Origin of the sequence: Kitasatospora sp. NPDC056138, assembly GCF_042264695.1 — a bacterium.
Classification (GTDB): domain Bacteria; phylum Actinomycetota; class Actinomycetes; order Streptomycetales; family Streptomycetaceae; genus Kitasatospora.
In genome coordinates, this window is record NZ_JBHJVK010000061.1 from 25,156 (window position 1) to 49,978 (window position 24,823).

25 protein-coding genes and 1 riboswitch are annotated in these 24,823 nt (G+C 73.2%); of the genes, 20 read left to right on the top strand and 5 right to left on the bottom strand.

The window, feature by feature from the left end:
• Positions 1–112: 112 nt before the first annotated feature.
• The 15 genes from ACFC1R_RS29405 (at position 113) to hypE (ending at position 15,296) form a co-directional block, all read left to right on the top strand.
• Entirely contained in the window at positions 113–1,807 is a 1,695-nt protein-coding gene (locus tag ACFC1R_RS29405) for an enoyl-CoA hydratase-related protein (protein WP_375943691.1), read from the top strand.
• A gap of 140 nt (positions 1,808–1,947) precedes the next feature.
• Positions 1,948–3,006 (top strand): hydrogenase expression protein HypE, encoded by a 1,059-nt coding sequence (locus ACFC1R_RS29410; protein WP_375943693.1) that lies wholly within the window; start codon positions 1,948–1,950, stop codon positions 3,004–3,006.
• 100 nt (positions 3,007–3,106) lie between these two features.
• Positions 3,107–4,918: a nickel-dependent hydrogenase large subunit gene (locus ACFC1R_RS29415; RefSeq protein WP_375943695.1), complete on the top strand. Its 1,812-nt coding sequence runs from the start codon at positions 3,107–3,109 to the stop codon at positions 4,916–4,918.
• Positions 4,915–5,397, top strand: a complete 483-nt coding sequence (locus tag ACFC1R_RS29420) for a thioredoxin (RefSeq protein WP_375943697.1) — start codon at positions 4,915–4,917, stop codon at positions 5,395–5,397. The genes ACFC1R_RS29415 and ACFC1R_RS29420 overlap by 4 nt, the downstream gene beginning before the upstream one ends.
• Entirely contained in the window at positions 5,394–6,041 is a 648-nt protein-coding gene (locus tag ACFC1R_RS29425; protein ID WP_375943699.1) for a DUF5947 family protein, read from the top strand. Before ACFC1R_RS29420 ends, ACFC1R_RS29425 begins: the two co-directional genes overlap by 4 nt.
• On the top strand, positions 6,038–6,670 hold the full coding sequence (locus tag ACFC1R_RS29430; RefSeq protein ID WP_375943701.1) for a DUF6084 family protein: 633 nt from the start codon (positions 6,038–6,040) through the stop codon (positions 6,668–6,670). Before ACFC1R_RS29425 ends, ACFC1R_RS29430 begins: the two co-directional genes overlap by 4 nt.
• A gap of 169 nt (positions 6,671–6,839) precedes the next feature.
• Positions 6,840–8,234 (top strand): hypothetical protein, encoded by a 1,395-nt coding sequence (locus ACFC1R_RS29435; RefSeq protein ID WP_375943703.1) that lies wholly within the window; start codon positions 6,840–6,842, stop codon positions 8,232–8,234.
• 11 nt (positions 8,235–8,245) lie between these two features.
• The gene (locus ACFC1R_RS29440; RefSeq protein WP_375943738.1) at positions 8,246–8,821 is read left to right on the top strand and encodes a hydrogenase maturation protease; all 576 of its coding nucleotides are present in this window, start codon (positions 8,246–8,248) and stop codon (positions 8,819–8,821) included.
• Positions 8,821–8,931 (top strand): DUF6893 family small protein, encoded by a 111-nt coding sequence (locus ACFC1R_RS29445; protein WP_375943704.1) that lies wholly within the window; start codon positions 8,821–8,823, stop codon positions 8,929–8,931. Before ACFC1R_RS29440 ends, ACFC1R_RS29445 begins: the two co-directional genes overlap by 1 nt.
• A gap of 275 nt (positions 8,932–9,206) precedes the next feature.
• Positions 9,207–9,587: a hydrogenase maturation nickel metallochaperone HypA gene (gene hypA, locus ACFC1R_RS29450; protein WP_375943706.1), complete on the top strand. Its 381-nt coding sequence runs from the start codon at positions 9,207–9,209 to the stop codon at positions 9,585–9,587.
• 4 nt (positions 9,588–9,591) lie between these two features.
• The gene (hypB, locus tag ACFC1R_RS29455; protein WP_375943708.1) at positions 9,592–10,419 is read left to right on the top strand and encodes a hydrogenase nickel incorporation protein HypB; all 828 of its coding nucleotides are present in this window, start codon (positions 9,592–9,594) and stop codon (positions 10,417–10,419) included.
• A complete protein-coding gene (hypF, locus tag ACFC1R_RS29460; RefSeq protein ID WP_375943710.1) occupies positions 10,416–12,758 on the top strand; it encodes a carbamoyltransferase HypF in 2,343 nt (780 codons plus the stop codon). The genes hypB and hypF overlap by 4 nt, the downstream gene beginning before the upstream one ends.
• Positions 12,759–12,812: 54 nt before the next feature.
• Entirely contained in the window at positions 12,813–13,088 is a 276-nt protein-coding gene (locus tag ACFC1R_RS29465) for a HypC/HybG/HupF family hydrogenase formation chaperone (protein ID WP_375943712.1), read from the top strand.
• On the top strand, positions 13,085–14,212 hold the full coding sequence (hypD, locus tag ACFC1R_RS29470) for a hydrogenase formation protein HypD (RefSeq protein WP_375943714.1): 1,128 nt from the start codon (positions 13,085–13,087) through the stop codon (positions 14,210–14,212). Before ACFC1R_RS29465 ends, hypD begins: the two co-directional genes overlap by 4 nt.
• Entirely contained in the window at positions 14,205–15,296 is a 1,092-nt protein-coding gene (gene hypE, locus ACFC1R_RS29475) for a hydrogenase expression/formation protein HypE (protein WP_375943716.1), read from the top strand. The genes hypD and hypE overlap by 8 nt, the downstream gene beginning before the upstream one ends.
• A gap of 387 nt (positions 15,297–15,683) precedes the next feature.
• Here hypE and ACFC1R_RS29480 read toward each other — a convergent pair whose 3' ends face one another.
• Positions 15,684–16,298, bottom strand: a complete 615-nt coding sequence (locus tag ACFC1R_RS29480) for a TetR/AcrR family transcriptional regulator (RefSeq protein ID WP_375943718.1) — start codon at positions 16,296–16,298, stop codon at positions 15,684–15,686.
• 291 nt (positions 16,299–16,589) lie between these two features.
• Between ACFC1R_RS29480 and ACFC1R_RS29485 the strand changes: the two genes are divergently transcribed.
• On the top strand, positions 16,590–17,717 hold the full coding sequence (locus ACFC1R_RS29485; protein ID WP_375943720.1) for a nucleotide disphospho-sugar-binding domain-containing protein: 1,128 nt from the start codon (positions 16,590–16,592) through the stop codon (positions 17,715–17,717).
• A 389-nt stretch (positions 17,718–18,106) separates the two neighbouring features.
• A riboswitch (cyclic di-AMP (ydaO/yuaA leader) is annotated at positions 18,107–18,261 on the top strand.
• Positions 18,262–18,265: 4 nt separating this feature from the next.
• Positions 18,266–19,399, top strand: a complete 1,134-nt coding sequence (locus ACFC1R_RS29490; RefSeq protein ID WP_375943722.1) for a transglycosylase family protein — start codon at positions 18,266–18,268, stop codon at positions 19,397–19,399.
• Here ACFC1R_RS29490 and ACFC1R_RS29495 read toward each other — a convergent pair.
• Together ACFC1R_RS29495 and ACFC1R_RS29500 are read right to left on the bottom strand one after the other, a co-directional pair.
• Positions 19,318–19,764: a DUF4253 domain-containing protein gene (locus tag ACFC1R_RS29495; protein ID WP_375943724.1), complete on the bottom strand. Its 447-nt coding sequence runs from the start codon at positions 19,762–19,764 to the stop codon at positions 19,318–19,320. The two genes, ACFC1R_RS29490 and ACFC1R_RS29495, sit on opposite strands and share 82 nt — an antisense overlap.
• Positions 19,765–19,806: 42 nt before the next feature.
• Positions 19,807–20,898: a hypothetical protein gene (locus ACFC1R_RS29500; RefSeq protein WP_375943726.1), complete on the bottom strand. Its 1,092-nt coding sequence runs from the start codon at positions 20,896–20,898 to the stop codon at positions 19,807–19,809.
• A gap of 243 nt (positions 20,899–21,141) precedes the next feature.
• Between ACFC1R_RS29500 and ACFC1R_RS29505 the strand changes: the two genes are divergently transcribed.
• Positions 21,142–21,648, top strand: coding sequence for a GNAT family N-acetyltransferase (locus ACFC1R_RS29505; protein ID WP_375943728.1), 507 nt, complete (start codon positions 21,142–21,144; stop codon positions 21,646–21,648).
• A 56-nt stretch (positions 21,649–21,704) separates the two neighbouring features.
• Here ACFC1R_RS29505 and ACFC1R_RS29510 read toward each other — a convergent pair whose 3' ends face one another.
• Positions 21,705–22,289, bottom strand: a complete 585-nt coding sequence (locus ACFC1R_RS29510) for a DUF3592 domain-containing protein (protein WP_375943730.1) — start codon at positions 22,287–22,289, stop codon at positions 21,705–21,707.
• A 71-nt stretch (positions 22,290–22,360) separates the two neighbouring features.
• Positions 22,361–22,798 carry an OsmC family protein gene (locus tag ACFC1R_RS29515; RefSeq protein WP_375943732.1) on the bottom strand — a complete coding sequence of 146 codons (438 nt, stop codon included), beginning with the start codon at positions 22,796–22,798 and terminating at the stop codon, positions 22,361–22,363.
• A 405-nt stretch (positions 22,799–23,203) separates the two neighbouring features.
• On the opposite strand from ACFC1R_RS29515, the gene ACFC1R_RS29520 reads away from it, so the two are divergent.
• Complete coding sequence (locus ACFC1R_RS29520) at positions 23,204–23,407, top strand: ferredoxin (RefSeq protein ID WP_375943734.1); 204 nt, start codon at positions 23,204–23,206, stop codon at positions 23,405–23,407.
• 111 nt (positions 23,408–23,518) lie between these two features.
• Positions 23,519–24,730, top strand: a complete 1,212-nt coding sequence (locus ACFC1R_RS29525) for a cytochrome P450 (protein WP_375943736.1) — start codon at positions 23,519–23,521, stop codon at positions 24,728–24,730.
• The last annotated feature ends 93 nt before the right edge of the window (positions 24,731–24,823 follow it).

The following is a 24,823-nucleotide window of genomic DNA, read 5'->3' on the forward strand; positions in this document are numbered from 1 at the left end:
TCCGCGCGCGGGGGCGCCCCGGCCGATCGGGTGACCTCGCCGCCGGGGCTCGGCCGCAGCCGGACCGCGGTGGTTCACGATCCGTAGCAGGTCGGGCGCCCCGGAGGTCGAGATGCGGATCCTGCTCGTTGCGAGCGCGTTCAACAGTCTGAGCCAACGGGTCTTCGCCGAGCTGCGCGAGCGCGGGCACTCGATGAGGGTCCAACTCGGCTCCGGGGAGGACGAGTTGCGCGCGGCCGTCGACGAGCACGCCCCGGACCTGCTGCTGGCGCCGATGCTGAAGTCAGCCATCCCCCGGGACGTCTGGTCCGCCCGCACCTGCCTGGTGGTCCACCCCGGCCCGCCCGGCGACCGGGGGCCGTCCGCACTGGACTGGGCGATGCACGAAGGCGCGGACCGCTGGGGGGTGACGGTGCTCCAGGCGGACGAGGTGATGGACGGCGGCCCGGTCTGGGCCAGTGCCGAGTGCCCGCTGCCGCCGGCGGCCAAGAGCGACCTGTACCGCAACGAGGTCGGCGACGCCGCACTGGAGGCGGTGCTGCTCGCCGTGGAGCGGTTCGCCTCGGGCAGCCACGTCCCGCTCCCGCAGGGCGGCCCGGCCTGGCAGGCCGCCGACCACACCCGTCCGTACTTCGACCAGGGCCTGCGCCGCATCGACTGGGCCGCCGACCCGACCGCCGCCGTGCTGCGCAGCCTCCGGGCGGCGGACTCGCAGCCCGGCGTGCTGGACGGACTGCTCGGCGGCGAGTGGTACCTGCACGGCGGCCACCATGAGGACGAACTGCGCGGCGCACCGGGCGAGTTGCTGGCCACCAGGGCCGGTGCCGTCTGCCGGGCCACGGTGGACGGTGCGGTCTGGATCCCCGAGCTGCGGGCGCGCCGACGGCCCGGCGGCCCACCGACGTTCAAGCTGCCCGCCGCGCTGGCCCTCGGCGACCGGCTCCCCCGACTGCCCGAGGTCCCGGCCCCGTTGAGCCCGGCGCCCGGCCGCCGGACCTGGACCGACCTGGACTACCGCGAGGAGGGTCCGGTGGGCTTCCTGCGGTTCTCCTTCCCCGGCGGCGCGATGAGCACCTCGCACTGCCGCCGGCTGCTGGACGCCTACCGCTCCGCCTGCGCCCGCCCCATCTCGGTCCTGGTCCTCGGCGGCGGACGGGACTTCTTCTCCAACGGCATCCACCTGAACGTGATCGAGGCCGCCGCCGACCCCGGGCAGGAGTCCTGGGAGAACATCCAGGCGATGAACGACCTGGTGGCGGCCGTGCTGACCACCACGGACCGGCTGGTGGTCGCCGCACTCGGCGGCAACGCGGCGGCGGGCGGCGCGATGCTGGCCCTGGCGGCGGACGAGGTCTGGTGCCGCGACGGCGTGCTGCTCAACCCGCACTACCGCCTGATGGGTCTGCACGGCTCGGAGTACTGGACGTACACGCTGCCGCGCCGGGCGGGCGGGGCCGCCGCGCGCCGGCTCACCGGGCAGGCGCTGCCGGTGACCGCCCGGGCGGCCCGGCAGCTCGGACTGGCGGACCGGGTGATCCCGTCCGCGCCGCAGGAGTTCGGCGCGGAGGTCGGGCGGCTCGCCGCACTGCTGGCGCGCTCCGCGCGCCTGCAGGAGCGGATCGCCGCGAAGAAAGCCACCCGGGAGCGGGACGAGGCGCTCCGGCCGCTGGCCGCGTACCGGGCGGCGGAGCTGGCCGAGATGCACCGGACCTTCTTCGACCCCGACGCGCCCTACCACGCACTGCGGTCCGCCTTCGTCCGCAAGCGTCCGGCGCCGAGCCCCCCGCCCGTGGGCGGCCGGTGGTGAGCCGCCCGGACGGCCGCGCCGGGTTGCACGGGCGGCCGTCACCGCTTCGGCCCACCCGGCGAACGCACCGACCGGTTGGGTGCTAGGAAGTCAATGGGTCCGTTATGCCGGGCTCATCCCGTTTCCGAGGAGGCATCCTCATGGGTGCTACAGCAACGCCGGAGCGCACCGAAGCACCCCCGGTGCACATTCTGTGGATCAACGCGGGCCTCAGCTGCGACGGCGACTCCGTCTCGCTGACCGCGGCGATGCAGCCGAGCATCGAGGAGATCGTCACCGGCGCCCTGCCCGGTCTGCCGAAGATCGCGGTGCACTGGCCGCTGATCGACTTCGAGTGCGGCCCCGTCCAGGGCGCGGACAACTTCATCGAGTGGTTCTTCAAGGCGGAGCGCGGCGAGCTGGAACCGTTCGTGCTGGTCGTCGAGGGGTCCATCCCGAACGAGTCGATCAAGGAGGAGGGCTACTGGTGCGGCTTCGGCGACGACCCCGCCACCGGCCAGCCCATCACCACCAGCGAGTGGCTCGACCGCCTCGCGGCCAAGGCCACCGCCGTGGTCGCGATCGGCACCTGCGCCACCTACGGCGGCATCCACGCCATGGCCGGGAACCCGACCGGGGCGATGGGCGTGCCGGACTACCTCGGGTGGAACTGGAAGTCCAAGGCCGGGCTGCCGATCGTCTGCGTCCCCGGCTGCCCGATCCAGCCGGACAACTTCGCCGAGACGCTGACCTACCTGCTCTACCAGCTGACCGGCGCCGCACCGATGATCCCGCTGGACGACAAGCTGCGCCCGGCCTGGCTGTTCGGCGCGACCGTGCACGAGGGCTGCGACCGCGGCGGCTACTACGAGCAGGGCCAGTTCGCCACCGAGTACGGCTCGCCGGAGTGCCTGGTGAAGCTCGGCTGCTGGGGCCCGGTGGTCAAGTGCAACGTCCCCAAACGCGGCTGGATCAACGGTGTCGGCGGCTGTCCCAACGTGGGCGGCATCTGTATCGCCTGCACCATGCCGGGCTTCCCCGACAAGTTCATGCCGTTCATGGACGAGCCGCCCGGCAGCAAGGTGTCCGCCGCCGCCAGCGGCGCGTACGGCACGGTGGTCCGCCGGCTGCGCGCGATCACCGCCGACACCGTGGACAAGGAACCGAAGTGGCGCCGTACCGGCCGCAGACTCGCGACCGGCTACCGGACGCCCTGGTGACACCTGCGGCGCCGCACGCCCGACGCGTGCGGCGCCCTCTCCCGTTCCGGACCCGAAGACCTGAAGACCTCAGGACCTGAAGAAGGGCACGACACAGACGATGGCACAGACGACGAGGGCGGCCGGCGACGGCAGCGGCCTGGTGGAGATGTCCTGGGACCCGATCACCCGGATCGTGGGCAGCCTGGGCATCCACACGAAGATCGACTTCAAGCAGAAGCGGGTCGCGGAGTGCTACAGCACCTCGTCGGTCTTCCGCGGGTACAGCGTCTTCATGCGCGGCAAGGACCCGCGCGACGCGCACTTCATCACCAGCCGGATCTGCGGAATCTGCGGTGACAACCACGCGACCTGCTCGGTGTACGCGCAGAACATGGCGTACGGGGTCAAGCCGCCGCACCTGGGTGAGTGGATCATCAACCTGGGCGAGGCCGCCGAGTACATGTTCGACCACAACATCTTCCAGGAGAACCTGGTCGGGGTCGACTACTGCGAGAAGATGGTCCGCGAGACCAACCCGGGCGTGCTGGAACTCGCCGAGCGCACCGAGGCGCCGCACGCCGGCGACCACGGCTACAAGACCATCGCCGACATCATGCGCTCGCTCAACCCGATCGAGGGCGAGTTCTACCGCGAGGCCCTCCAGGTCAGCCGCTACACCCGGGAGATGTTCTGCCTGATGGAGGGCCGCCACGTGCACCCCTCCACGCTGTACGCGGGCGGCGTCGGCACGGTGGCCACCATCCAGCTGTTCACCGACTACCTGACCCGCCTGACCCGCTACGTCGAGTTCATGAAGCGCGTCGTCCCGCTCCACGACGACCTGTTCGACTTCTTCTACCAGGCGCTGCCCGGCTACGAGGAGGTCGGCCGGCGCCGGGTCCTGCTCGGCTGCTGGGGCGCCCTCAACGACCCAGACCACTGCGACTTCACCTACCGCAACATGACCGACTGGGGTCGGAGGATGTTCGTCACCCCGGGCATCATCGTGGACGGCAAGCTGGTCACCAACGACCTCACCGAGATCAACCTCGGCATCCGGATCCTGCTCGGCAGCTCCTACTACCAGGACTGGGAGGGGCAGGAGCAGTTCGTCACCCACGACCCGCTGGGCAACCCGGTGGATCCCAGGCACCCGTGGAACCAGCACACCATCCCGGCGCCGCAGAAGCGCGACTTCGACGGCAAGTACAGCTGGGTGATGTCGCCGCGCTGGTTCGACGGCAAGGACCACCTGGCGCTGGACACCGGCGGCGGCCCGCTCGCCCGGCTCTGGTCCACCGCGCTGTCCGGCCTGGTCGACATCGGCTACATCAAGGCCACCGGCCACAGCGTGCAGATCAACCTGCCGCGCACCATGACCAAGCCGGAGGTCACCTTCGAGTGGAAGATCCCGCAGTGGAGCAACGCCCTGGAACGCAACCGGGCGCGCACCTACTTCCAGGCCTACAGCGCCGCCGCCGCACTGCACTTCACCGAGAAGGCCCTCGACGAGGTCCGCGCCGGACGCACCCAGACCTGGGAGAAGTTCGAGGTGCCGGACGAGAGCATCGGCTGCGGTTTCACCGAGGCCGTCCGCGGCGTGCTCTCGCACCACATGGTGATCAGGGACGGCAAGATCGCCAACTACCACCCCTACCCGCCGACCCCGTGGAACGCCAGCGTCCGCGACAGCTTCGGCACCCCGGGACCGTACGAGGACGCGGTGCAGAACACCCCGATCTTCGAGGAGAACAGCCCCGAGAACTTCAAGGGCATCGACATCATGCGCGCGGTGCGCAGCTTCGACCCCTGCCTGCCCTGCGGGGTGCACATGTACGTGGGCGGCGGTCGCACCGTACAGAAGATGCACGTCCCCACCGGCCTCAGCGGCATGAACGGCACGGGCGGCTTGAGCGGGCTCGGCGGATGAGCGCGGAACGGACCGGGCTGCGGGTCCAGGAGGTGCTGGACTCACTGGCCGACTCCGGGCAGGCCGAGGCCGGCGAGGCGCTGGTGCGCGAGCTGATGGCCTTCTACGACGCCGGGCTGGCCCGGCTGGTGGAGCTGCTGCCGCCCGGTGTCCTGACCCCCCTGCTGGACGACCGGCTGGTGGCCGGGCTGCTGGTCCTGCACGAGCTGCACCCCGAGGACGTCACCGCCCGGATCGCGCGGGCACTGGCCGACTCCCCGGTGGAGGTGGCCGGCTTCGACCCGGACGAGGGGAGGCTGACGCTCCGCCGGACCGCCACGGGCTGCGGCTGCGGCGGCAGCTCCGGGGCGGCCACCGCGAGCATCGAGGACGCGCTCGCCTGCCACGCCCCGGAGGTGACCGCCGTGGAGCTGGAGCGGCCGGCCGCGCCGCTGCTGCAGATCGGCACCCGGCCGGCCGCCGTGGCGGAGGTCCGGTGAGCACGCGTCCGATCGCCCGGCCGGGCGCGGCGCTGCTGCGCCGACTGCGCGAGCCCGCCCCGCCGCAGCCGGAGCGCTGCGGGTTCTGCGGCATCCAACTGCCGCCCGGCCACCGGCACGTGGTGGACACCGAGGAGCGGCGGCTGGCCTGCACCTGCGCGGCCTGCGCCCTGCTGTTCCAGGCGCCCGGCGCCGCCGAGGGCCGCTACCGCAAGGTGCCGGACCGCTATCTCGTCGACCCCGCACACGAGTTGGACGAGTCCGCCTGGGAGGCACTGCGGATCCCGGTCTCCACCGCCTTCTTCTTCCGCAACGCGGTACTGGATCGGCTGGTCGCGCTCTACCCCAGCCCGGCCGGCCCCACGGAGAGCGAACTCGACCCGCGGACCTGGGAGTCCGTGCTCGGCCGCAGCAGGCTCACCGCGCTGCTGGAGCCCGACGTGGAGGCACTGCTGCTGCGCCGCACGGCAGGCGTCCTCCGGTGCTTCCTGGTACCGATCGACGTCTGCTACGAGCTGGTCGGCCGGATGCGCCTGCACTGGCAGGGCTTCGACGGCGGAGCCGAGGCACGGCGCGAACTCGACGGCGTCTTCGCCCGGATCCAGGACCGCTCGCGGGCCCTGGCCGAGGACGTGGCCTCATGACCGGGCTGGGCTTCAGCTGCCTCGGGGTGCGCGCCGATCCGTACGCGGCGGGCCCGACCCTGGTGTTCCGGCTGCGGATCACGGCCGCGCAGGACGTCCGGGTGCACGCCCTGCTGCTGCACTGCCAGCTGCGGATCGAGCCCGCCCGCCGCCCGTACGGTCCCGGGGAGGAGCTGCGGCTGGGGGTGCTGTTCGGCGAGCGTGCGCGCTGGTCGAACTCGCTGAACCCGATCCAGCTGGCCCAGGTGTCGCTCACGGTGCCCGGGTTCACCGGGGAGACCGAGGTGGACCTGGTGGTGCCGTGCACCTACGACATGGACATCGCCGCCACCCGGTACTTCCAGGCGCTGGAGGACGGCGAGGCACCGGTCCTGCTGCTGTTCTCCGGCACCGCCTTCACCGGCCCCGGCGGCTTCCAGGTGGCGCCGGTGCCCTGGGACCAGGAGGCGTCCTGCCGGCTGCCGGTGGCAGTCTGGCAGGACATGATCGAGCAGCACTTCCCGGGCTGCGGCTGGGTCCGGCTGCCCCGCGACACCATGGACGCACTGCTGGAGTTCCGCTCGCGCCACGGTCTGCCGTCCTGGGAGGCGACCGTACGGGCACTGCTCGCGGGCGCGGCGGTGCGCTGAGCCGACGCCGCGAGCCCTTCCGCACCGCGACCTTCACCGGTTCGACCCGACAGGAGCCACCGACCATGTCCGTTGACCAGCAGCGAAGCGAACTCCATCGGCTCGCGCCACCGGGCCCGCGGCCCGTTCACCGCCCGCCCGGCCGCCAGGGCCGCCCCGGGGAGGTCCGGTGAACGACGCCCGGCCGCAGGCGGGTTTCGAGGCCGCGCGGCAGATCGCGGACGCCGTCCTGTTCGAGGGCTACGTGCTCTACCCCTACCGGGCCTCGGCGGCCAAGAACCGGATGCGCTGGCAGTTCGGGGTCCTCGTCCCGCCGTCGTTCGAGGCGGTCGGCTCCGAGCACTCCCACCAGCGCACCGAGTGCCTGATGGAGCCGCGCCGGGGCGCGACGCTCCGGGTCGAACTGCGCTTCCTGCACGCCCAGCGGCGAACGGTGCAACGACAGCTCCCCGCCCGGGGGTTCGAGCCGGTCGACGAGCTCGCGCTGCCCGACCGGATCCTCCTCCCGTGGGACGAGGGCGTCGAGGAACGGGTCGAACTCGAAGTACCGGTCGCCGAGTTGACCGGCGACGGGGTCCTCCTCCCGTTCGACCTGCCCGCCCGCGAGGTGCAGGAGGTCGTGCACGAGCACGGGAGGACCGTCGGGCGCCTGGTGCGCCGAAGGGAGCGGCTCGACGGTGTGCTGCGCCTGACGGCGACGGAGATCCCCGGCCCGTACGCGGCGCTCCGGCTCAACGCCGTGGTGGAGAACACCAGCACCTGGACGCCGCCCGAGGGTGCCGACCGCGAACTCGCGCTGCGCCGGTCGCTGCTGTCGGCGCACCTGCTGCTGGGCCTGAGCGCGGGGACCTTCGTCTCGATGACGGACCCGCCGCAGTGGGCCGCACCCGCCGTCGCCCGGTGCCGCAACGAGCACACCTGGCCGGTGCTGGCCGGTGCGGCGGGCGGGTCCGACGTGGTGCTGTCCTCGCCGATCATCCTCGCGGACCACCCCGAGGTGGCCCCCGAGAGCCCCGGCGCGCTCTACGACGCCACCGAGATCGACGAGATCCTCGCGCTGCGCACGGCGGCGCTGACCGAGCGGGAGAAGCGCGAGGCCCGGGGCACCGACGAGCGGGCCGGAGCCGTGATCGACCTCGCGGACTCGCTGCCGCCCGAGGTGCTGGAGCGGCTGCACGGTGCCGTGCGGGCGCTGCGGGAGGTCACCTCGCCGTCGGTCGAGCCGACTGCCGACGGGTTCCCCGGGCCGCCGCCCGACACACCCTGGTGGGATCCCGGGGCCGACCGGAGTGTGGATCCGGCCGTCGACCGGGTGGTGGTGGACGGTCGGCCGGTCGGGGCCGGCAGCCGGGTCCTGCTCAGACCCGGTCAGCGCCGGACCGATGCGCAGGACCTGTTCCTGCACGGGCGGACCGCCCTGGTGGAGGCGGTGCTGCGGGACGTGGACGGCTCCGTCCACCTGGCCGTGACGGTCGACGACGACCCCGGCGCCGACCTGTGGCGGGCCCAGGGCCGATTCCGGTACTTCCAGCCGGACGAAGTCACCCCACTGGAGGAACCGTGAGCGGGCCGGCCATGCCCTCGGACTCGGCACCGGCACGGGCCGGCCGGGTGCTGGTCGCGGGGGTCGGCAACATCTTCCTCGGTGACGACGGCTTCGGCGTCGAGACGGTACGGCGGCTCGCCGCCCAGCCGCTGCCCGAGGGCGTCGAAGCCGTCGATTTCGGCGTGCGCGGGGTCCACCTGGCCTACCAACTCGTCGACGGCTACCGGATGCTGGTCCTGGTGGACGCGACCGAGCGCGGGGACCCACCCGGGACGCTCTACCTGATCGAGGCGACGGCGGACGGCCCGGTCGAGCCCGGGTCCCCGCTGCTCGACGGCCACCGGATGGGACCGGACGCGGTGCTCGCCCTGCTGGCGACACTCTGCGCCGGGACCGGAGGCAGTCCGCCCGAGCGGATCCTGGTGGTCGGCTGTGAACCGGAGTCGGTGGACGAACACCTCGGTCTGAGCCCGGCGGTCGCCGCCGCCGTCGACCGGGCCGTCGAGCTGATCCTGCAGGTCGTACGGGACGACGAGGCCGCCGGCCTCCTGCGCCCGGCCGGTGTCGGTCCGATGGCGGACCGTGGAGAGAGAAAGGCACCCTGATGCGGAAGATCCTGATCGCCTGTGTGGTGGTGGCGGGAGCCGGGCTGGCGCTGGCCGTCGCCCAGAGCCTGCCCGACATCCAGCGTTACCTGCGGATCCGCCGGATGTGACGGCCGCCTCGGCACGCCCCGGTGGCCCGTGCCCTGCCCCGCCCCGCCCTGTCTCGCGCGGCCGCCCCTGGTCCCGCGCCGGTCCGCGCGAGGCCGCCGTCGGCGGACTGCGGCACCGTGTGCGGCGAATGGCGTAGCCGGGGCCGGGGCGCGGCGCGGCGGCCGAAGTGCGTGGTCGGGCCGCCCTGTAATGGGTCGCGGAGCGAGGGGCCGCACCTGCGGCCCGCTCTGTCGCGCCGTGTGACGGGCCCGCGACCGGGCGCAGGGAGAGGCCGTTGCACGAGATGTCGATTGCGTTGGCCGTGGTCGAGCAGGTGGCGGAGGCCGCACGCAGGCACGGCGCCCGGTCCGTCGAGTCCGTCCGGCTCCAGGTCGGCGAGCTGGCCGGGGTGGTCCCCGAGGCGCTGGCGTTCTGCTTCGAACTCGCCTGCGCGGACACCGTGGTGGCGGGCGCCGAGCTGCTGGCCGAACCGGTCGCGGCCCGTGCCCGCTGCGGCGGGTGCGCCACCGAATGGCCGGTCGGCATGCCGCCCGATCTGTGCTGCCCGGGTTGCGGCGGTGCGCAGACCGAGCTGCTGGCCGGTCGGGAACTGCAGATTCTGAGCGTGTGCTGGGCCGACGGACCCGCGCTCGCCCGGACCCATCAGGAGGGCTGAACCCGTGTGCCGTGTCGTCGATCTCCAACAGGCCGTGCTCGCCCGCAACGACGAGGACGCGCAGGATCTGCGCGCTGTGCTGGCCCGGCGCGGCACGGTCGCCGTCAATCTGCTCTCCAGCCCCGGCAGCGGGAAGACCGCCCTGCTGGAGGCCGAGCTCTCGCTCGCCAAGCAGCGCGGGGTGCCGGCCGCCGCGCTGACGGCCGACCTCGCCACCGAGAACGACGCGCTGCGGCTGGCCCGGTCGGGGGTGCCGGTGAAGCAGGTGCTGACGGACGGGCTGTGCCACCTGGAGGCCGCCATGCTGCGCGGGCATCTGACGGGTTGGCTGCCGGACGACACGAGGCTGCTGTTCGTGGAGAACGTGGGCAATCTGGTCTGTCCGGCGTCCTACGACCTCGGCGAGTCGCTGCGGGTCGCGCTCGCCTCGGTGACGGAGGGCGAGGACAAGCCGCTCAAGTACCCCACCGCGTTCGGGCTGGCGGGCCTGGTGGTGGTGACGAAGACGGACCTGGCCGAGGCGGTGGACTTCGACGAGGCCGCGTTCCGCGCCAATGTGGCCAGGGTCAACCCGGGTGTCGAGATCCTGCTGACCTCGGCGCGGACCGGTACCGGAACGGGCGAACTGCTGGCCCGCGCCCTGGCCGTCCTCGACGGCGCTCCGGCGCACCGGCCGGTGATGGCGACCGGGCCCGCCCAGTCGCGCAGCCACGGGCACGATCACAGCCACGAGCATGGGCACGGCCACGACCACGAGCACGGGCACGAGCTGGACCACCGGCACGGCGTCCAGAACGGGCGTCCGCCCGTCCTGGCGGAGGAGGGGCGGTGACCGCACCGGCCGACACCGGGGCCGTGCAGCGCAGGCGGGTCGCCGTCGAGGGGGTCGTCCAGGGGGTGGGGTTCCGGCCGTTCGTCTTCGGACTGGCCACCGAACTGGGGCTGGCCGGACACGTCACCAACACCGGTGCGGGGGTGCTCGCGGAGGTCGAGGGCAGCGCGGAGGCGGTCCGGGCGTTCTGCCACCGGATCCGCTCCGACGCCCCGCCGCTGGCCGAGGTGCACACGCTGGCACAGGAGGTGCTGGCCGCGACCGGCGCTCCGGGGTTCGCCATCGTCGCCTCACGGGACACCGGCACCCGACGGGCCGTCATCCCGCCCGACACCGCCACCTGCGCCGACTGCCTGGCCGAGCTCGCCGACCCCGGCGACCGCCGCCACCGGCACCCGTTCATCACCTGCACCAACTGCGGTCCGCGCTACACGATCGTCACCGGGCTGCCGTACGACCGGGCGAGGACCACCATGGCCCGGTTCCCGATGTGCGCCGACTGCGCGCGTGAGTACGGCGACCCCGCCGACCGGCGGTTCCACGCCCAGCCGATCGCCTGCCACGCCTGCGGCCCCCGGCTCAGTCTGATCGGGACCAGGGGGCGCCATCGCGCTCTGGGCGAGGACGCGATGGCGGCGGCCCGGCGGCTGCTGGCCGACGGGGCGGTCCTGGCGGTGAAGGGCATCGGCGGCTACCACCTGGCGTGCGACGCCGCCGACCCCGCTGCGGTCGCCATGCTGCGACGCCGCAAGGCCCGGGGCGACAAGCCGTTCGCCCTGATGGCCGGCCGGCTGTCGGACATCGAGGAGCTGGTGCACCTGGGCGAGGCGGAGCAGCGGCTGCTCACCGGAGCGGTGCGCCCGATCGTCCTGATGCGCCGCCGGGCCGGCGGCGGGCCGGTGGCGGAGGCGGTCGCCCCGCGCAGTCCGGACCTGGGCGTGATGCTGCCGTACACGCCGCTGCACCAGCTGCTGTTCGGGCTGCCGGGCGATCCTCCCGGGCCCCGGCTGCTGGTGATGACCAGCGGGAACCTCTCCGGCGAGCCGATCATCACCGACGACGGCGAGGCACTGGAGCGGCTGGCGCCGCTGGCCGATGCCTGGCTGATGCACGACCGGCCGATCCATGTCCCGTGCGACGACTCGGTGGTGCGCGTCTGGTCGGACGAGGTGCTGCCCGTCCGGCGCTCGCGCGGGTACGCGCCGCTGCCCGTCGCGCTGCCGCTGGCCGTGCCGCCGGTGCTGGCGACGGGCGGTGACCTGAAGAACACGTTCGCGCTGGCCGAGGGCCGCAGCGCCTGGCTGTCCGGCCACATCGGCGACATGGACGACCTGGCGACCCTGCGGACCTTCGACCGCGCGGTGGAGCACGTACGGGAGCTGACCGGGGTCGGGGCGACGTTGCTGGCGACCGACCGCCACCCGGGCTACCGCTCCTCGCAGTGGGCCGTCCGCCGGTCCGCCACCGGCGGGTCGGGGCTGGTACGGGTGCAGCACCACCATGCACACATCGCCTCGGTGATGGCCGAGCACGGGCTCGACGGGAGCGCTCCGGTGATCGGGGTGGCCTTCGACGGCACCGGCTACGGGGACGACGGCGCGGTGTGGGGCGGGGAGGTCCTGCTGGCGGACTACGACGGGTTCGGCCGCTTCGCGCGGCTGGCGTACGCACCGCTGCCCGGCGGGGACGCGGCGGTGGAGCGCCCGTACCGGATGGCGCTGGCGCACCTGCACACCGCCGGTCTCCCGTGGTCGGCCGACCTGCCGTGCACCGCGGCCTGCACCGAGCGGGAACTCCTGCTGTTGAAGCGTCAGTTGGAGCGGAACCTGAACTGCGTGCCGACCTCCAGCATGGGGCGGCTGTTCGACGCGGTCTCCTCACTGGCCGGGGTCTGCCACTGGTCGGGCTACGAGGCGCAGGCGGCGGTCGAGTTGGAGGCGGCTGCGGCCTCGGTGAACGAGGTGGGCGAGGGCTACGGCTTCGAACTGGCCCACGGAGGCACCGAGTCGGGGGACGCCGAGTGGGTGGCGGATCCGAGGCCGGTGCTGGCGGCCGTCGTCGCCGACCTGCAGGCGGGTGCCACGCCGGCGGTGATCGCGCTGCGCTTCCACCGGGCGGTGGCGGGCCTGGTCCACGCACTGTGCGTCCGGGCGCGGCGGTCGCACGCGCTGGAGACGGTGGCACTGAGCGGAGGGGTGTTCGCCAACACCCTGCTGCTCACCGACTGCGTCGCGGCGCTGCGACGGGACGGCTTCACCGTGCTGGTCCACCGCCGGGTGCCGCCGAACGACGGCGGGCTGGCGCTGGGCCAGCTGATGGTGGCCGCACGGACGCGGTGACCGGGCCGGACTCCGGCCGGACTTTCAGGGCTGTTCGAGGCGAGGAGAGGGCCGATGTGCCTGGCGGTACCCGGAAGGGTGATGGAGATCGAGGAGCGGGAGGGCACACGGATGGCCCGCGTCGACTTCGGCGGCGTGGTCAAGGACGTGTGCCTGGAGTACCTGCCGGACCTTCGGGTGGGTGAGTACGCGATCGTCCACGTGGGCTTCGCGTTGCAGCGGCTGGACGAGGAGTCGGCGCGCAGGACGCTCGACCTGTTCACCGAACTCGGCCTGCTGCAGGAGGAGTTCGGTGATCCCTGGGAGTCGGCGGAGGAGACGCGGCGATGAAGTACCTGGAGGAGTTCCAGAGTCCGGAGCTGGCGGCCCGGCTGCTCGACGACATCCGTTCCACCGTGACCCGACCCTGGGCCCTGATGGAGGTGTGCGGCGGCCAGACCCATACCATCATCCGGCACGGGATCGACCAACTGCTGCCCGATGAAGTGGAGTTGATCCACGGACCGGGCTGTCCGGTGTGCGTCACCCCGCTGGAGGTGATCGACCGGGCGCTGGCCATCGCCGCCCGGCCGGAGGTGATCTTCTGCTCGTTCGGCGACATGCTGCGGGTACCGGGCTCCGAGCGCGACCTGTTCCGGGTCCGCAGTGAGGGCGGCGATGTACGGGTGGTCTACTCGCCGCTGGACGCGCTGCGGATCGCGCAGGAGAACCCGCGGCGGGAGGTGGTCTTCTTCGGGATCGGCTTCGAGACCACCGCTCCCCCGAACGCGATGACGGTCCACCAGGCCAAGCGGCTCGGCATCCGCAACTTCAGCCTGCTGGTCTCGCACGTCCGGGTGCCACCGGCCATCGAGGCGATCATGCAGTCACCGGACTGCCGGGTGCAGGGCTTCCTCGCGGCGGGCCACGTGTGCAGCGTGATGGGGATCGACGAGTACCCGGAGCTGGCCGCCCGCCACCGGGTGCCGATCGTCGTCACCGGCTTCGAGCCGTTGGACATCCTGGAGGGGATCCGGCGGACGGTGCGCCAGTTGGAGCGCGGTGAGCACGTCGTGGAGAACGCGTACCCGCGCGCCGTGCGACCCGAGGGCAACCCGGTGGCGAAGGCGATGCTGGCGGACGTCTTCGAGGTCACCGACCGGGCCTGGCGCGGGATCGGGGTCATTCCGGCCAGCGGCTGGCGACTGTCCCCGCGCTACCGCGACCAGGATGCGGAGCACCGCTTCCAGGTCTCGGACATCACCCCCTGCGAGCCGGCTCGGTGCCGCGCCGGCGAGGTGCTCCAGGGGCAGCTGAAACCGAGCGAGTGCGAGGCGTTCGGCACCGTGTGCACCCCGCGCACGCCGCTCGGGGCGACCATGGTCTCCAGCGAGGGGGCGTGCGCCGCGTACTACCTCTACCGCCGGCTCGGCGCCCCCGCGGCCGTGGCGCAGGAGGTGAACCCCGTTGCGTGAGACGAGCGATCGGGTGAACGGAGAGGTCGGGAGCGCTCCCGACCTCTCCGGCTGGAGCTGTCCGCTGCCGCTGCGCGACCATCCGCGGGTGGTGATGGGGCACGGCGGCGGTGGCGCGCTCTCCGCCGAGCTGGTCCAGCACGTGTTCGCGCCGGCGTTCGGCGGCCCGGTCCTCGCCGGGCTCGGGGACTCGGCGGCGGTGACCCTGGGCGGCGCCCGGATCGCCTTCTCCACCGACTCCTTCGTGGTCCGTCCGCTGTTCTTCCCGGGTGGCAGCATCGGGGACCTGGCGGTCAACGGGACGGTCAACGACCTTGCCATGAGCGGGGCCCGCGCGGCGTACCTGTCCTGCGGGTTCATCCTGGAGGAGGGCGTGGAGACGGCCGTCGTGGCCCGGGTGGCGCAGGCGCTCGGGGCGGCGGCCCGGCTGGCCGGGGTCGAGGTGGTCACGGGCGACACCAAGGTGGTGGAGGCCGGACGCGGTGACGGCATCTACCTCAACACCGCCGGGATCGGGCTGATCCCGGCCGGGGTCGACATCCGCCCGCAGCGCGCGGTGCCGGGCGATGTGGTGATCGTCAGCGGGGACCTCGGTGTGCACGGCGTCGCGGTGATGAGCGTGCGCGAGGGGCTGGAGTTCGGCGTGGAGATCGAGAGCGACTGCGCGGCGCTGGGCGGGCTGGTCGAGGCGATGCTCGCGGTCACCCCCGAGCTGCACGTCCTGCGCGACCCCACCCGGGGCGGGCTCGGCGCGGCGCTCAACGAGATCGCCGTGGCGGCCGGAGTGGGTGTGGTGATCCAGGAGCGCAGCGTGCCGGTGCCCGCGCCGGTGGTCAACGCCTGCGCGATCCTGGGCCTCGACCCGCTGTACGTCGCCAACGAGGGCAAGCTGGTGGCCTTCGTGCCGCGGGAACACGCGGATGCGGTCCTGGACGCGATGCGGGCGCACCCACTGGGCGCCAGGTCGGCCGTGATCGGTGAGTGCGTGGCCGAGCACGCCGGGATGGTGGTGGCCCGCACCGGCCTGGGCGGCACCCGGGTGGTCGACCTGCCGGTCGGGGAGCAACTGCCCCGGATCTGCTGAGAGCCGTCCCGTGGAACACCCCCGGGCGCGCCCCGCTGTCGCAGGGCGCGCCCGGGCCGGCGTTCAGACCGTCAGCGGTGCGGGCTTCGCCGCCTGGTCGGTCGGCGGGAAGTCGTTCGGACGGGGTACCGCCCCAGGACGAGTTCAGGACGGCCGCGTGCATCGCCCCGACCGGTGCGATGGTCGCGGCGGTGTGGAAGGCCGCCGGGCTGAGCACCTGCCGCCGGCGGTGGGAGTGCGCGCCGGTCGGCCGGGGCGGTGGCGGCCGGGGCGCCGGTCGGCCGGGGCGGTGGGCTTTTGCCCGGTCGTGACGCCCGGCGTCGGGAGCCCGCCACCGGTGTTGCCGTAGGGCGCTGCCGCAGGACGCCGGGGCGTGCGAGGGGTCCGCTACCGGCAGAGGCTGCGTTCGGCCGTCGCGGCGAGCATCCGGGCGACCTGGTCGACCGGCAGGGACCGGCCGGTGTACAGCTGGTCGAAGCTGTCGAAGCCCATCAACAGCCAGAGCAGGGAGGCCGCTTCGTCCACCGTGACGTCCGGACGCAGCAGGCCCTGGTCGGCCAGGCGCAGTGCGCGGCGGTGGGTGCCCGCGGCCCGTCCCTGGTCCATCCGCTGGATCACCCCGCCGACCGCGTCCGGGGCGAGCATCGCCATCGAGTGCAGCGCGCGCAGCACGTCCCGGTGGGCCGCGTACATCCGCGTCACGCCGTGGATTCCGCCGCGCAGGTCCTCGCGGGCGTCCGGGTGGGCGCTCGCCTTCAGCATGTCCGCGAAGCCGCTGTGTTGCAGGAGGTCCTCGCCGAAGGCGGCGAACAGGCCGCCGCGTGAGCCGAACACCAGGTAGACGGTGGATCGGGCGACTCCCGCGAGTCTGGCGACCCGGTCGAGACCGACCGGCTCGGCCGGTGCTTCGCGCAGACAGGTGGCCACAGCGTCGAGGATGCGCCGCCGGGTCTCCTCCGAGGCTTCCGCCCGCAGGCGTTGGTCATATTTACGGGTGGCCATAGGCGCTGATCCTACAAGCGCTTGACAGCCTGTCCGATGAAAGACAGGCTGTCCAGTGAAATGGGGGGAGGGATCGCCATGTCCGCAAGCGCACTGCCGCACGGGGTGGTTGAGCGGGAGCCCGCGCCACAGCCCGTCGCGAACGCCGACCCGGAGGGCCCGCCCTCCCCGGACTGCCGCCGGCCCTCAAACCCTCCGGGCTCCCCGCAGCCGAAAACCCCATGCTCCGGCCGACTTTCCTGACGTACCGTCAGATTTGAATCTTTCCCGCACCACGCGAGGAGTCACCTCATGCGCGTCCTGTTCACCGCCCCGGCCGCGGCCGGCCACATCTTCCCGATGGTCCCCACCGCCCAGGCCCTGCGATCGGCCGGGCACCAGGTCCTGTTCGCCGGTTCGGCTCCGCTGGAGATGCTGCGCAGCACCGGCCTGCCCGTGACGGAGATCGGCGACGGTTCCACGATCGGCGACGCGTTCCGTCGGGTCACCCAGAACGAGCCCAGGTACGTCGCCAAGGACCGCACCACCGAGGAGATACTCAAGCTCGCCGCCCTCGGTTTCGCCGAGCACGGCCGGGCCACCATCGACGGGCTGCTGCGGCTGGCCGCCGACTGGCGCCCCGACATCGTGGTGCAGGAGTCCTTCCAGGCCGGTGCGCCGCTGGTCACGGCCAAGCTGGGCATCCCCACCGTCGTCCACAACTTCGGTGTGATGCCCGGGCTCCCGATGGTCGGCCAGCTGGCCGAGGTACTCGCCGACGAGTACCGCGCGCACGGCCTGACCGGGCCTGCCGAGAGCACCGTGCTCGACGTCGTCCCGGCCTCCCTCGGCGGCGACGGCACCGGCTGGCGAGTCCGCTACGTCCCCTTCAACGGCGGCGGCACCGTCCCCGCGGACCTCCTCGGCCGCAGCGAGCGCCGCCGGATCGCGGTCACCCTCGGCACGGTGCTCACCGAGTACGCCGGGGTCAGCCCGATCGCCTGGCTGACCGAACAGGCCGCGGAGGTGGACGCCGATTTCCTGCTCGCCGTCGGCGACACGGACCTCGCCCCGCTGGGCACGCTGCCCGACAACATCCGCCCGCTGCCGTGGACCCCGCTCGCCCAACTCCTCGACGCCAGCGACGCCGTGATCCACCACGGCGGCTCCGGGACCATGCTCACCGCGGCCGTCGCCGGTGTCCCGCAGCTCATCCTGCCGCAGGGCGCCGACCACTTCATCAACGCGGACGCCGCCGAGGCCAGGGGCTTCGCCCTGCGCGCGGACAGCAGCACCGTGGACGCCGCACTGCTCACCCGCCTGCTCGACGACCGGAAGCTGCGTGAGGCGGCCGACGGCATGCAGACCGAGATCGCCGACATGCCGTCGCCCGCGGCCCTGGTCGCCGACTTCGAGCAGCTGCACCGCGGCCAGCGCTGAGGCCGGCCACGGCCGCGGCCACGCCCTCGCCGATCCGGCCCAGGCCCAGGCCCAGCTCCACGGACTCCACGGCCGGATCGGCACGTTCGACCGCCTGGTCGAGCGGCACGCTTCGGGGCGCGGGAGCGACCGTACGGCTCCCCGTGCCCCGGCGTGTCGACGGCCCTGCACCAGCGGCCCTGTGTCGCCTGCCCGCACCGGGCTTCCGGTCCGGCACCGGGCCGGAAGCCGTGGTCAGCGCGGGTTTCGGCGACGCGCTGGACAGGTGTCGTGATTTTTGTGTGATGTTCAGGATGCGGGCTTGTTATCGAGGTGATGATCCCTCTAGTCTCCCTGCAGTCCGCTTTTGCGGGCTCCCGGACGCAGTACGCCGAGTCCTGCCCACCACGCGTTCCGGGACACCGAGCAAACCCCTGGGCAGGAGCGGGGGACCCAGGTTAGTTGCCGCCCCCAACGGCTTGGGGTGAAGCCGCGTACCCACGCGGCCGGGCCACCTCCCGGTCCGAACCCGACAGCTCACCTCGCAGGCGTACGGAGAGGAACGTCCCGTGGTCTTTTCCGGTTCCGGCCGTCACCGCCGTCCCACCCAGGCCGATCGCGCCGTCGCCGCCGCCGGAGTGGCGAGTGTGGGCCTGGCGCTTCCGCTGCTCACCGCCGCCGGGGCGCACGCCGCTCCCGTCAAGACCTGGGACGCCGTGGCCCAGTGCGAGACCGGCGGCAACTGGAGCAGCGATGACGGCAACGGTCACTACGGCGGCCTCGGTCTGACCCAGCGCACCTGGGTCGCCTACGGGGGCGACAAGCTCGCCGCCGAACCCGACCACGCCACCAAGAACCAGCAGATAACCGTGGCCGAGCGCGTCCTCGCCGACTCCGGCCCCGGTACCTGGTCCAAGTGCGCCGAGGAGGTCGGCCTGACCGGCGGCACTCCCGCGACGAAGACCACGCCCACCCCGGCGCCTTCGGCCACGCCCACCTCGACGCCTTCGGCCACGCCCACCCCCGTGCCGAGCACCACCCCCGCTTCCCCGACGGCCACGCCCACTCCGAGTGCGCCCGCCGCCGACAGCAGCAGCCCCGCGCCGGGCACCCCCGCGCCGCCGTTCCCCGGCAGAGCGGGCTACGACCCGGCCAACGGCGTGTACTGGTACCAGGACGGCGGCGTCTGGCACTGGACCATCCAGCACGACGTCTACATCCAGCACATGAACGCGACCGCCCCGTCCTCGGCCCCCAGTGCAACTCCGGGCACGGGTACGGGTACCGGTGCGGTGACGCCGGGCCCGACGGACCCGGCCGCCCCCCAGACGTCGCAGTCGCCGCAGTCCGACAGCCCCACGACGGGTGCGTCCACCCCCGCGCCGTCGGCACCGGGCACGCCCGCCACCGGCTCCGCGACCGCCACGCCGCAGGTTCCGGGCACGCCCGCGGCGTCCGCCGACGGGACCACCTCCCCGCTGACGCCGGGCTCCACCGGTGCGCCCGCCGCACCTGCGGCCCCGACCTCCCCGGCCGCCGTGCCCCAGACCTACACCGTCGAGCACGGCGACACCCTCTCCGCCATCGCCCAGGCGCACCAGCTGACCGGCTGGCAGAACCTCTACGAGGACAACAAGGGCACCATCGGCAGCAACCCCGACCTGATCCTCCCCGGCCAGGCGCTGCACCTGCAGCAGCACTGACCCGGGCCGCTGCCCACTGCCGCCGGAAGGCCGCCGAGGAACACCTCGGCGGCCTTCCGGCCGTCCAGCCCCACCCGACGCCCGGTGGCGGCACCGTCCGGTGGCGGCGGCCCGGCACGGGCTGCTCGGCGTACGCGCGTACCGCCGTGCCCCTGCCGGACGTCGTCCGGGCGGGACGCGAAACGCCGGGCCGCCACGGCCGGCGCCTCCTCGATGGTGCGCGGCGGCGCGCCGACGGACAGGACCGGCTGATCGAACGACGGCACGACGAGCCTCACCCCGAATCGGTCCTCGCGGGAACGCAGCACCGCACAGCACCGAGCCACGTCGCCCTCGAAGTGGAGCGGGGCCGGCCGGACCGTCACGGAGGTGCACGGCGTCCGGCCGTGACGATCAGGGCGGACGGTTCAGGTCCGGAAGCCGACGTGTACGTGGTCGTGGTGGGTGGCGTCGGTGAAGAACCGGTTCGGCGTCGACCCGCCGGAGAGCGGGCGGGGGCCGCCGACGTTGTAGGAACCGGCCGCTGCGGCGGCGCGCATGAAACCGTCCACCAGGGCGTGCGGCGTCGCCGGGTCCACCACGGCCCGGCCGTCGATCTGCCAGACGTCGAAGGCCCGGCCGAGGGGGTGGTCGCTCGGGCGGGTGGTGCCGAAAACGTCGAGCGGATGGCCGGATCTGACCACGCTCACCGCGAACTCGTGGGCGGCGGCCAGGGCCAGCATCGCGGTCAGCACACTGTCGTGCACGGCCCCACTGCGGATGTCGGCGGCGGCCGCCGGCGGCAGGGTGATCCGACGATCCGCCAGGACGCTTTCCGCAGGCTGCGAGAGCGCGGCCGCAGCGGGCCCGGGAGCGGCCGGGTGCAGCGCGGTGACGGTCCAGCGCGGACTCGCCGCGCTCAGCCTCACGTCCACCGTCGTACCGCCCGGCTGGAGGGGGCCGTCGGCCGTCTGCGTCCACTGCTCGCAGACCACCAGCACACTCGCCGAGTCGGTGAGGATGCCGCCGTACTGGGCGACGACCACTTGGAGCGCGGCCCGGTCGGCGGTCTGGAGCAGGACACCCGCCTGGTCGGCGAGGGCGGGGTCGACGCCGAGCGGTGCGATCCGGCCCCGGGCCCCGGCCACGCCCTGTCCGCCGTCCGGCCAGGCCCCGAGTGCCTCGATGAGCTGGACCGCACGCAGCTTGACGTCCGGCTGGACCTGGCCCGCCCCCGGTGTCCAGGCCGAGGTGGCGGGCAGGGCCGGCACGGCGGAAGGCGCAGCGGAATGCACCGTGGTCGGTCCGCCGGTGGCCGTGGGCGGTGTGGGGGTGGAAGGGGTGGTGGACGGCCGGACGGGGGTGGTCGGTGCTGTGCCGTGCCCACCGCACCCGGCGGCCAGCGCGGCTGCGCCGAGCGCCCCGGCCAGCATCCGCCGCCGGGACGGGCGAGCGGACAGGTGCGCGGACGGGCAGCAGAGTGGGGCGCGGCCTGGTCCCTCCGGCTGGCTGGTGGTCATCTCCCCACTATGGCCACCCGGACAGACCACGGACGGACAGCTCGCCGGTGGACGGCTCGCGGCCGGGCAGGCCAGGCGGATCGGTGAGCGACGGGACGGACAGCGGACGGCGGGCGGACTGCGGTGGGCACGCAGGGCCGAGCGTCCGGGGACGGGGCGGCGGGCGCGGGCACGGGGCGCGGGCGCGGGCGAAGGCCGGTTAACGAGTGGCCCGGGGCGGACGGGCCGTACCAGAATGGGGCGATGATCATCAGAATGGCCCGCCTGGACGATCTCCCGCTGCTCCAGGACATCGAGCGGGCAGCCGGGGAGTCCTTCCGCTCGGTCGGGATGCCCGAGATCGCCGAGGACGAACCGCCGGCGCTCGACGAACTCGCCCGCTACCAGCGGTCCGATCTGGCCTGGGTGGCGGTGGATGCGGACGACCGTCCGGTGGCGTACGTCGTCGCGGAGCCCGTGGACGGGAACCTCCACGTCGAACAGGTCACGGTGCACCCGGAGTTCGGACGCCAGGGCATCGGACGGGCGCTGCTGGAGCATCTCGCGGTCCACGCCGCCGAGCGCCGGATGCCCGCGCTCACCCTGACCACGTTCGTCCAAGTCCCTTGGAACGCACCGTACTACGAGCGTTGCGGCTTCCGGCCGCTGGAGCAGTCCTCGCTCACCCCCGGGCTGCGGGAGATCCGTCGCCGCGAGGCCGAGCACGGGCTCGACCGCTGGCCCCGGGTGTGCATGATCCGTCCGCTGTAGTCGGGTCTCCCCCCGAGGAAACCCCGGAGAGGCAGCGAGGAGGCAGAAGCCCTCCGTCAGCCCGCGCGGCGGTTGCGGAACAGCCGGGCGGCGAGGACGGCCTCCTGCCCGGCGAGTCCGAGGCCGATCACGGTGAACGCCCCACCGGGAAAGGCGATGGCGCTCCAGTCGAGCTGGCCGGGGAAGGCGGCGTGCCCGGGTCGCCCGGGGTCGAACAGGACCCGGACCCGGTCTCCCGCCGACAGGCCGTCGGGCCCGCTGCCGGGATCGTCGGTCGCCACCTGCACCGGGCCGTCGTCGGTGGCGATGGCGAGCCGGATCGCCGCGGGGCTCTCCTTGGACTCGGCCTTGACGTACTCGGCCTCGGTGACGACCGCGGAGACCTCGTCGGCGTCGGCGAAGTGCACCCACAGGTGCACCTTGGTGCAGTCGAACACGACTCCGGTGATCGTGAAGGCCACGGCGCCGACCAGGCTCACCAAGGTCCGCAGGGCTCGTCTGCGGGCCCTGGTCCGGCCGGGGCTCTCGGAGGCGAAGTCCCGCCAGTCGTAGGCGGGTTGGACCGGGCGCGCCGGGCCGGCCCCATCGAAGCCGTACCCGGCGTACGGGTGGCGGGATGTCTTCTGACCGTTCGACGTCACAGCTTCCCCCTGGTCTGTCGCCTGTCGCCCCCCGAGCCGCCCCTGAGGCCGACGCGGTCAGTGCCGGACCGTCAGTGGCGGGCACCTCCGGCGGGGACGATCGGCAGGCCGTCGCGGACGGCGCGGGTGACGGGCGTGCGCTCGGCGATGTCCAACAGGCGGGTGCGCTGGGCCTCGTCGAGGTCGCCGGTGAGGTCGATGCGACGGGTGAGGCGGTCGCCGTGCCCGCTCTTCTCGTAGGCGACGTGGACCCGGACCTGCTCCAGCGGCCAGCCCTTGCGCTGGGCGTACATCCGCAGGGTGATCGCCGTGCAGGAGCCGACGGCGGAGAGCAGCAGGCCGATCGGCGTCGGAGCGGTGTCCTGACCGCCTGCGGACTCCGGTTCGTCGGCGGACAGCGGGTGCTTGCCCGCGCGGATCTCGACGCGGTAGTCGGTGGCGGTACCGGTGGCGACCACGGCGGCGCTGCGGGTGAAGGTGTCGGCGTCGGTGGCGTTCGCCAGGTCCATCTCGGGTCTCTCCATGGTGTCGCGAGCGGGGGGGCGGAAGGGTGGCCGGGAGGGAGGCCGGGAGGGCCTCGCCGTCCGGCCTTCCCACCGGGATCCGCCGCCCGGGTCAACGAATGGCCGGGGTTGGCCAGTTGGCGTCGAATGCGGATTCGGACAGCGGCAAGGTTCGTTATTCAACTAGTTGTATGAGACCACAAGAGCCGTCCGGACACCACCGAACTCCCGGATTCTCCGTCAGCTCATTACTCCCCGTCCGCAAGGACGGTGGACCGGATCCGGGTGGGTGGATTCCGGCCAACCACGGCGAATTCCCGGGAAGCTCTTCGTGTGCGACGGGGCTTGGGTTAGATTGCAATCAGTTGCCTGAGGCAACTGATTCGTCTCTCCCACCCGAGGTGCCCCGAGATGCACGTGACCATCGATCAGGACCGCTGCTGCGGTGCAGGACAGTGCGTACTGACCGCCCCCACGGTGTTCGACCAGGGGGAGGACGACGGGCTCGTCCAGCTCCGCACGGAACGCCCCGATCCCGCAGTGCAGAGCGACGTCCGGCTGGCAGCCACCCTCTGCCCCGGCAGCGCGATCACCGTGCACGACAGCAACACCTGACGGACCCTCCCCACCCGATCCGCATCCGCCTTCCTGACGCACCAACAGCCGGGCCCCCATCGCAGCCTAGCTGCCCTGCAGCTTTGCACCCTTGCACCTGGAAGGAGCCGCATGACCACCGTCGCCAACGGTGAGGCCGACAGCGCTCTGGCCGTCCCCGCCGCCAGGGGCACCTGCCCCTTCGCTCCCCCACCCGCCTACGAGCAGGCCCACCGCGCCGGTCCGGTCAACCGGGTCAGCCTGTGGGACGGCAGCCCGTGCTGGCTGCTGACCGGCCACCGGCAGGCCAGATCCGTGCTCGGCGACCGCCGGTTCAGCGCCGACGCCCGCGTGCCCGGGTTCCCGTTCCTCTCCCCCGGCCGCCGCGAACTGCTGGACCGCACCACACCCACCTTCATCCGCCTCGACGACCCCGAGCACTCCCGTCAACGCCGGCTGCTCACCGGGGACTTCATCATCAAGCGGGTCGAGGCGATGCGGCCGCAGATCCAGCAGATCGTGGACGAGGCGCTCGACCGCATGATCGCCCACGGCGGGCCGGCCGACCTGGTCCGCGAGTACGCCCTGCCGGTCCCCTCCCTGGTGATCTGCCTGCTGCTCGGCGTCCCGTACGCCGACCACGGGTTCTTCCAGGCACAGAGCCAGACGCTGCTCTCGCTCGCCTCCTCGCTGGCGGAGGTCGACGCCGCGCAGCACGCGCTGAACTCCTACCTGGTCGAGCTGGCCGGGAGCAAACAGCGCGAACCCGACGAGAGCGTGCTCGGCCGGCTGGTCGCCAAGGGCGAGGTCACCCTGGAGGAGGCCGCCGCGATGGGCGTCCTGCTGCTGGTCGCCGGCCACGAGACGACCGCCAACATGACCGCGCTCGGCACCCTGGCACTGCTCCAGAACCCCGAGCAGGCCGAGCGGCTGCGCGCCGACCCGTCGCTGATCAAGGGCGCGGTCGAGGAGCTGCTGCGCTACCTCAGCATCGTCCACCTGGGCATACCCCGGGTGGCGCTGGAGGACGTGGACCTCGACGGCACGCTGATCCGGGCGGGCGACGGCGTCCTGTGCATGGCCTCGACCGCCAACTGGGACGAGCAGGTGTTCACCGGCGGCGACCGGCTGGACGTGACCCGGGACGCCCGCCGCCACCTCGCCTTCGGCTTCGGCATCCACCAGTGCCTGGGCCAGCCGCTGGCCCGTGCGGAACTGCAGATAGCCCTGCAGACGCTGCTGGAGCGCCTGCCGGGGCTCCGGCTGGCGGTGCCGTTCGAGGACCTCAGGTACCGGAGCGACATGGTGGTCTACGGCGTCCACGAGCTGCCCGTCACCTGGTGACACCGTGTCCGCCGCAGGGGCGCGGCGACCTCCGCGAGCGGCCCGGCACCCCGTGTGCCGGACCCGCCTGCGGAGGTCGCCGCGCCCCTGGGC

Bases quoted from the DNA above. Each gene is read 5' to 3' on its own strand.
- ACFC1R_RS29405 (WP_375943691.1), top strand. From the start codon at position 113: ATGCGGATCCTGCTCGTTGCGAGCGCGTTCAACAGTCTGAGCCAACGG.
- ACFC1R_RS29415 (WP_375943695.1), top strand. From the start codon at position 3,107: ATGGCACAGACGACGAGGGCGGCCGGCGACGGCAGCGGCCTGGTGGAG.
- ACFC1R_RS29420 (WP_375943697.1), top strand. From the start codon at position 4,915: ATGAGCGCGGAACGGACCGGGCTGCGGGTCCAGGAGGTGCTGGACTCA.
- ACFC1R_RS29440 (WP_375943738.1), top strand. From the start codon at position 8,246: ATGCCCTCGGACTCGGCACCGGCACGGGCCGGCCGGGTGCTGGTCGCG.
- ACFC1R_RS29500 (WP_375943726.1), bottom strand. From the start codon at position 20,898: ATGACCACCAGCCAGCCGGAGGGACCAGGCCGCGCCCCACTCTGCTGC.
- ACFC1R_RS29485 (WP_375943720.1), top strand. From the start codon at position 16,590: ATGCGCGTCCTGTTCACCGCCCCGGCCGCGGCCGGCCACATCTTCCCG.
- ACFC1R_RS29465 (WP_375943712.1), top strand. From the start codon at position 12,813: ATGTGCCTGGCGGTACCCGGAAGGGTGATGGAGATCGAGGAGCGGGAG.
- ACFC1R_RS29505 (WP_375943728.1), top strand. From the start codon at position 21,142: ATGATCATCAGAATGGCCCGCCTGGACGATCTCCCGCTGCTCCAGGAC.
- ACFC1R_RS29480 (WP_375943718.1), bottom strand. From the start codon at position 16,298: ATGGCCACCCGTAAATATGACCAACGCCTGCGGGCGGAAGCCTCGGAG.
- ACFC1R_RS29445 (WP_375943704.1), top strand. From the start codon at position 8,821: ATGCGGAAGATCCTGATCGCCTGTGTGGTGGTGGCGGGAGCCGGGCTG.
- hypD (WP_375943714.1), top strand. From the start codon at position 13,085: ATGAAGTACCTGGAGGAGTTCCAGAGTCCGGAGCTGGCGGCCCGGCTG.
- ACFC1R_RS29525 (WP_375943736.1), top strand. From the start codon at position 23,519: ATGACCACCGTCGCCAACGGTGAGGCCGACAGCGCTCTGGCCGTCCCC.
- ACFC1R_RS29430 (WP_375943701.1), top strand. From the start codon at position 6,038: ATGACCGGGCTGGGCTTCAGCTGCCTCGGGGTGCGCGCCGATCCGTAC.
- ACFC1R_RS29410 (WP_375943693.1), top strand. From the start codon at position 1,948: ATGGGTGCTACAGCAACGCCGGAGCGCACCGAAGCACCCCCGGTGCAC.
- ACFC1R_RS29515 (WP_375943732.1), bottom strand. From the start codon at position 22,798: ATGGACCTGGCGAACGCCACCGACGCCGACACCTTCACCCGCAGCGCC.
- ACFC1R_RS29520 (WP_375943734.1), top strand. From the start codon at position 23,204: ATGCACGTGACCATCGATCAGGACCGCTGCTGCGGTGCAGGACAGTGC.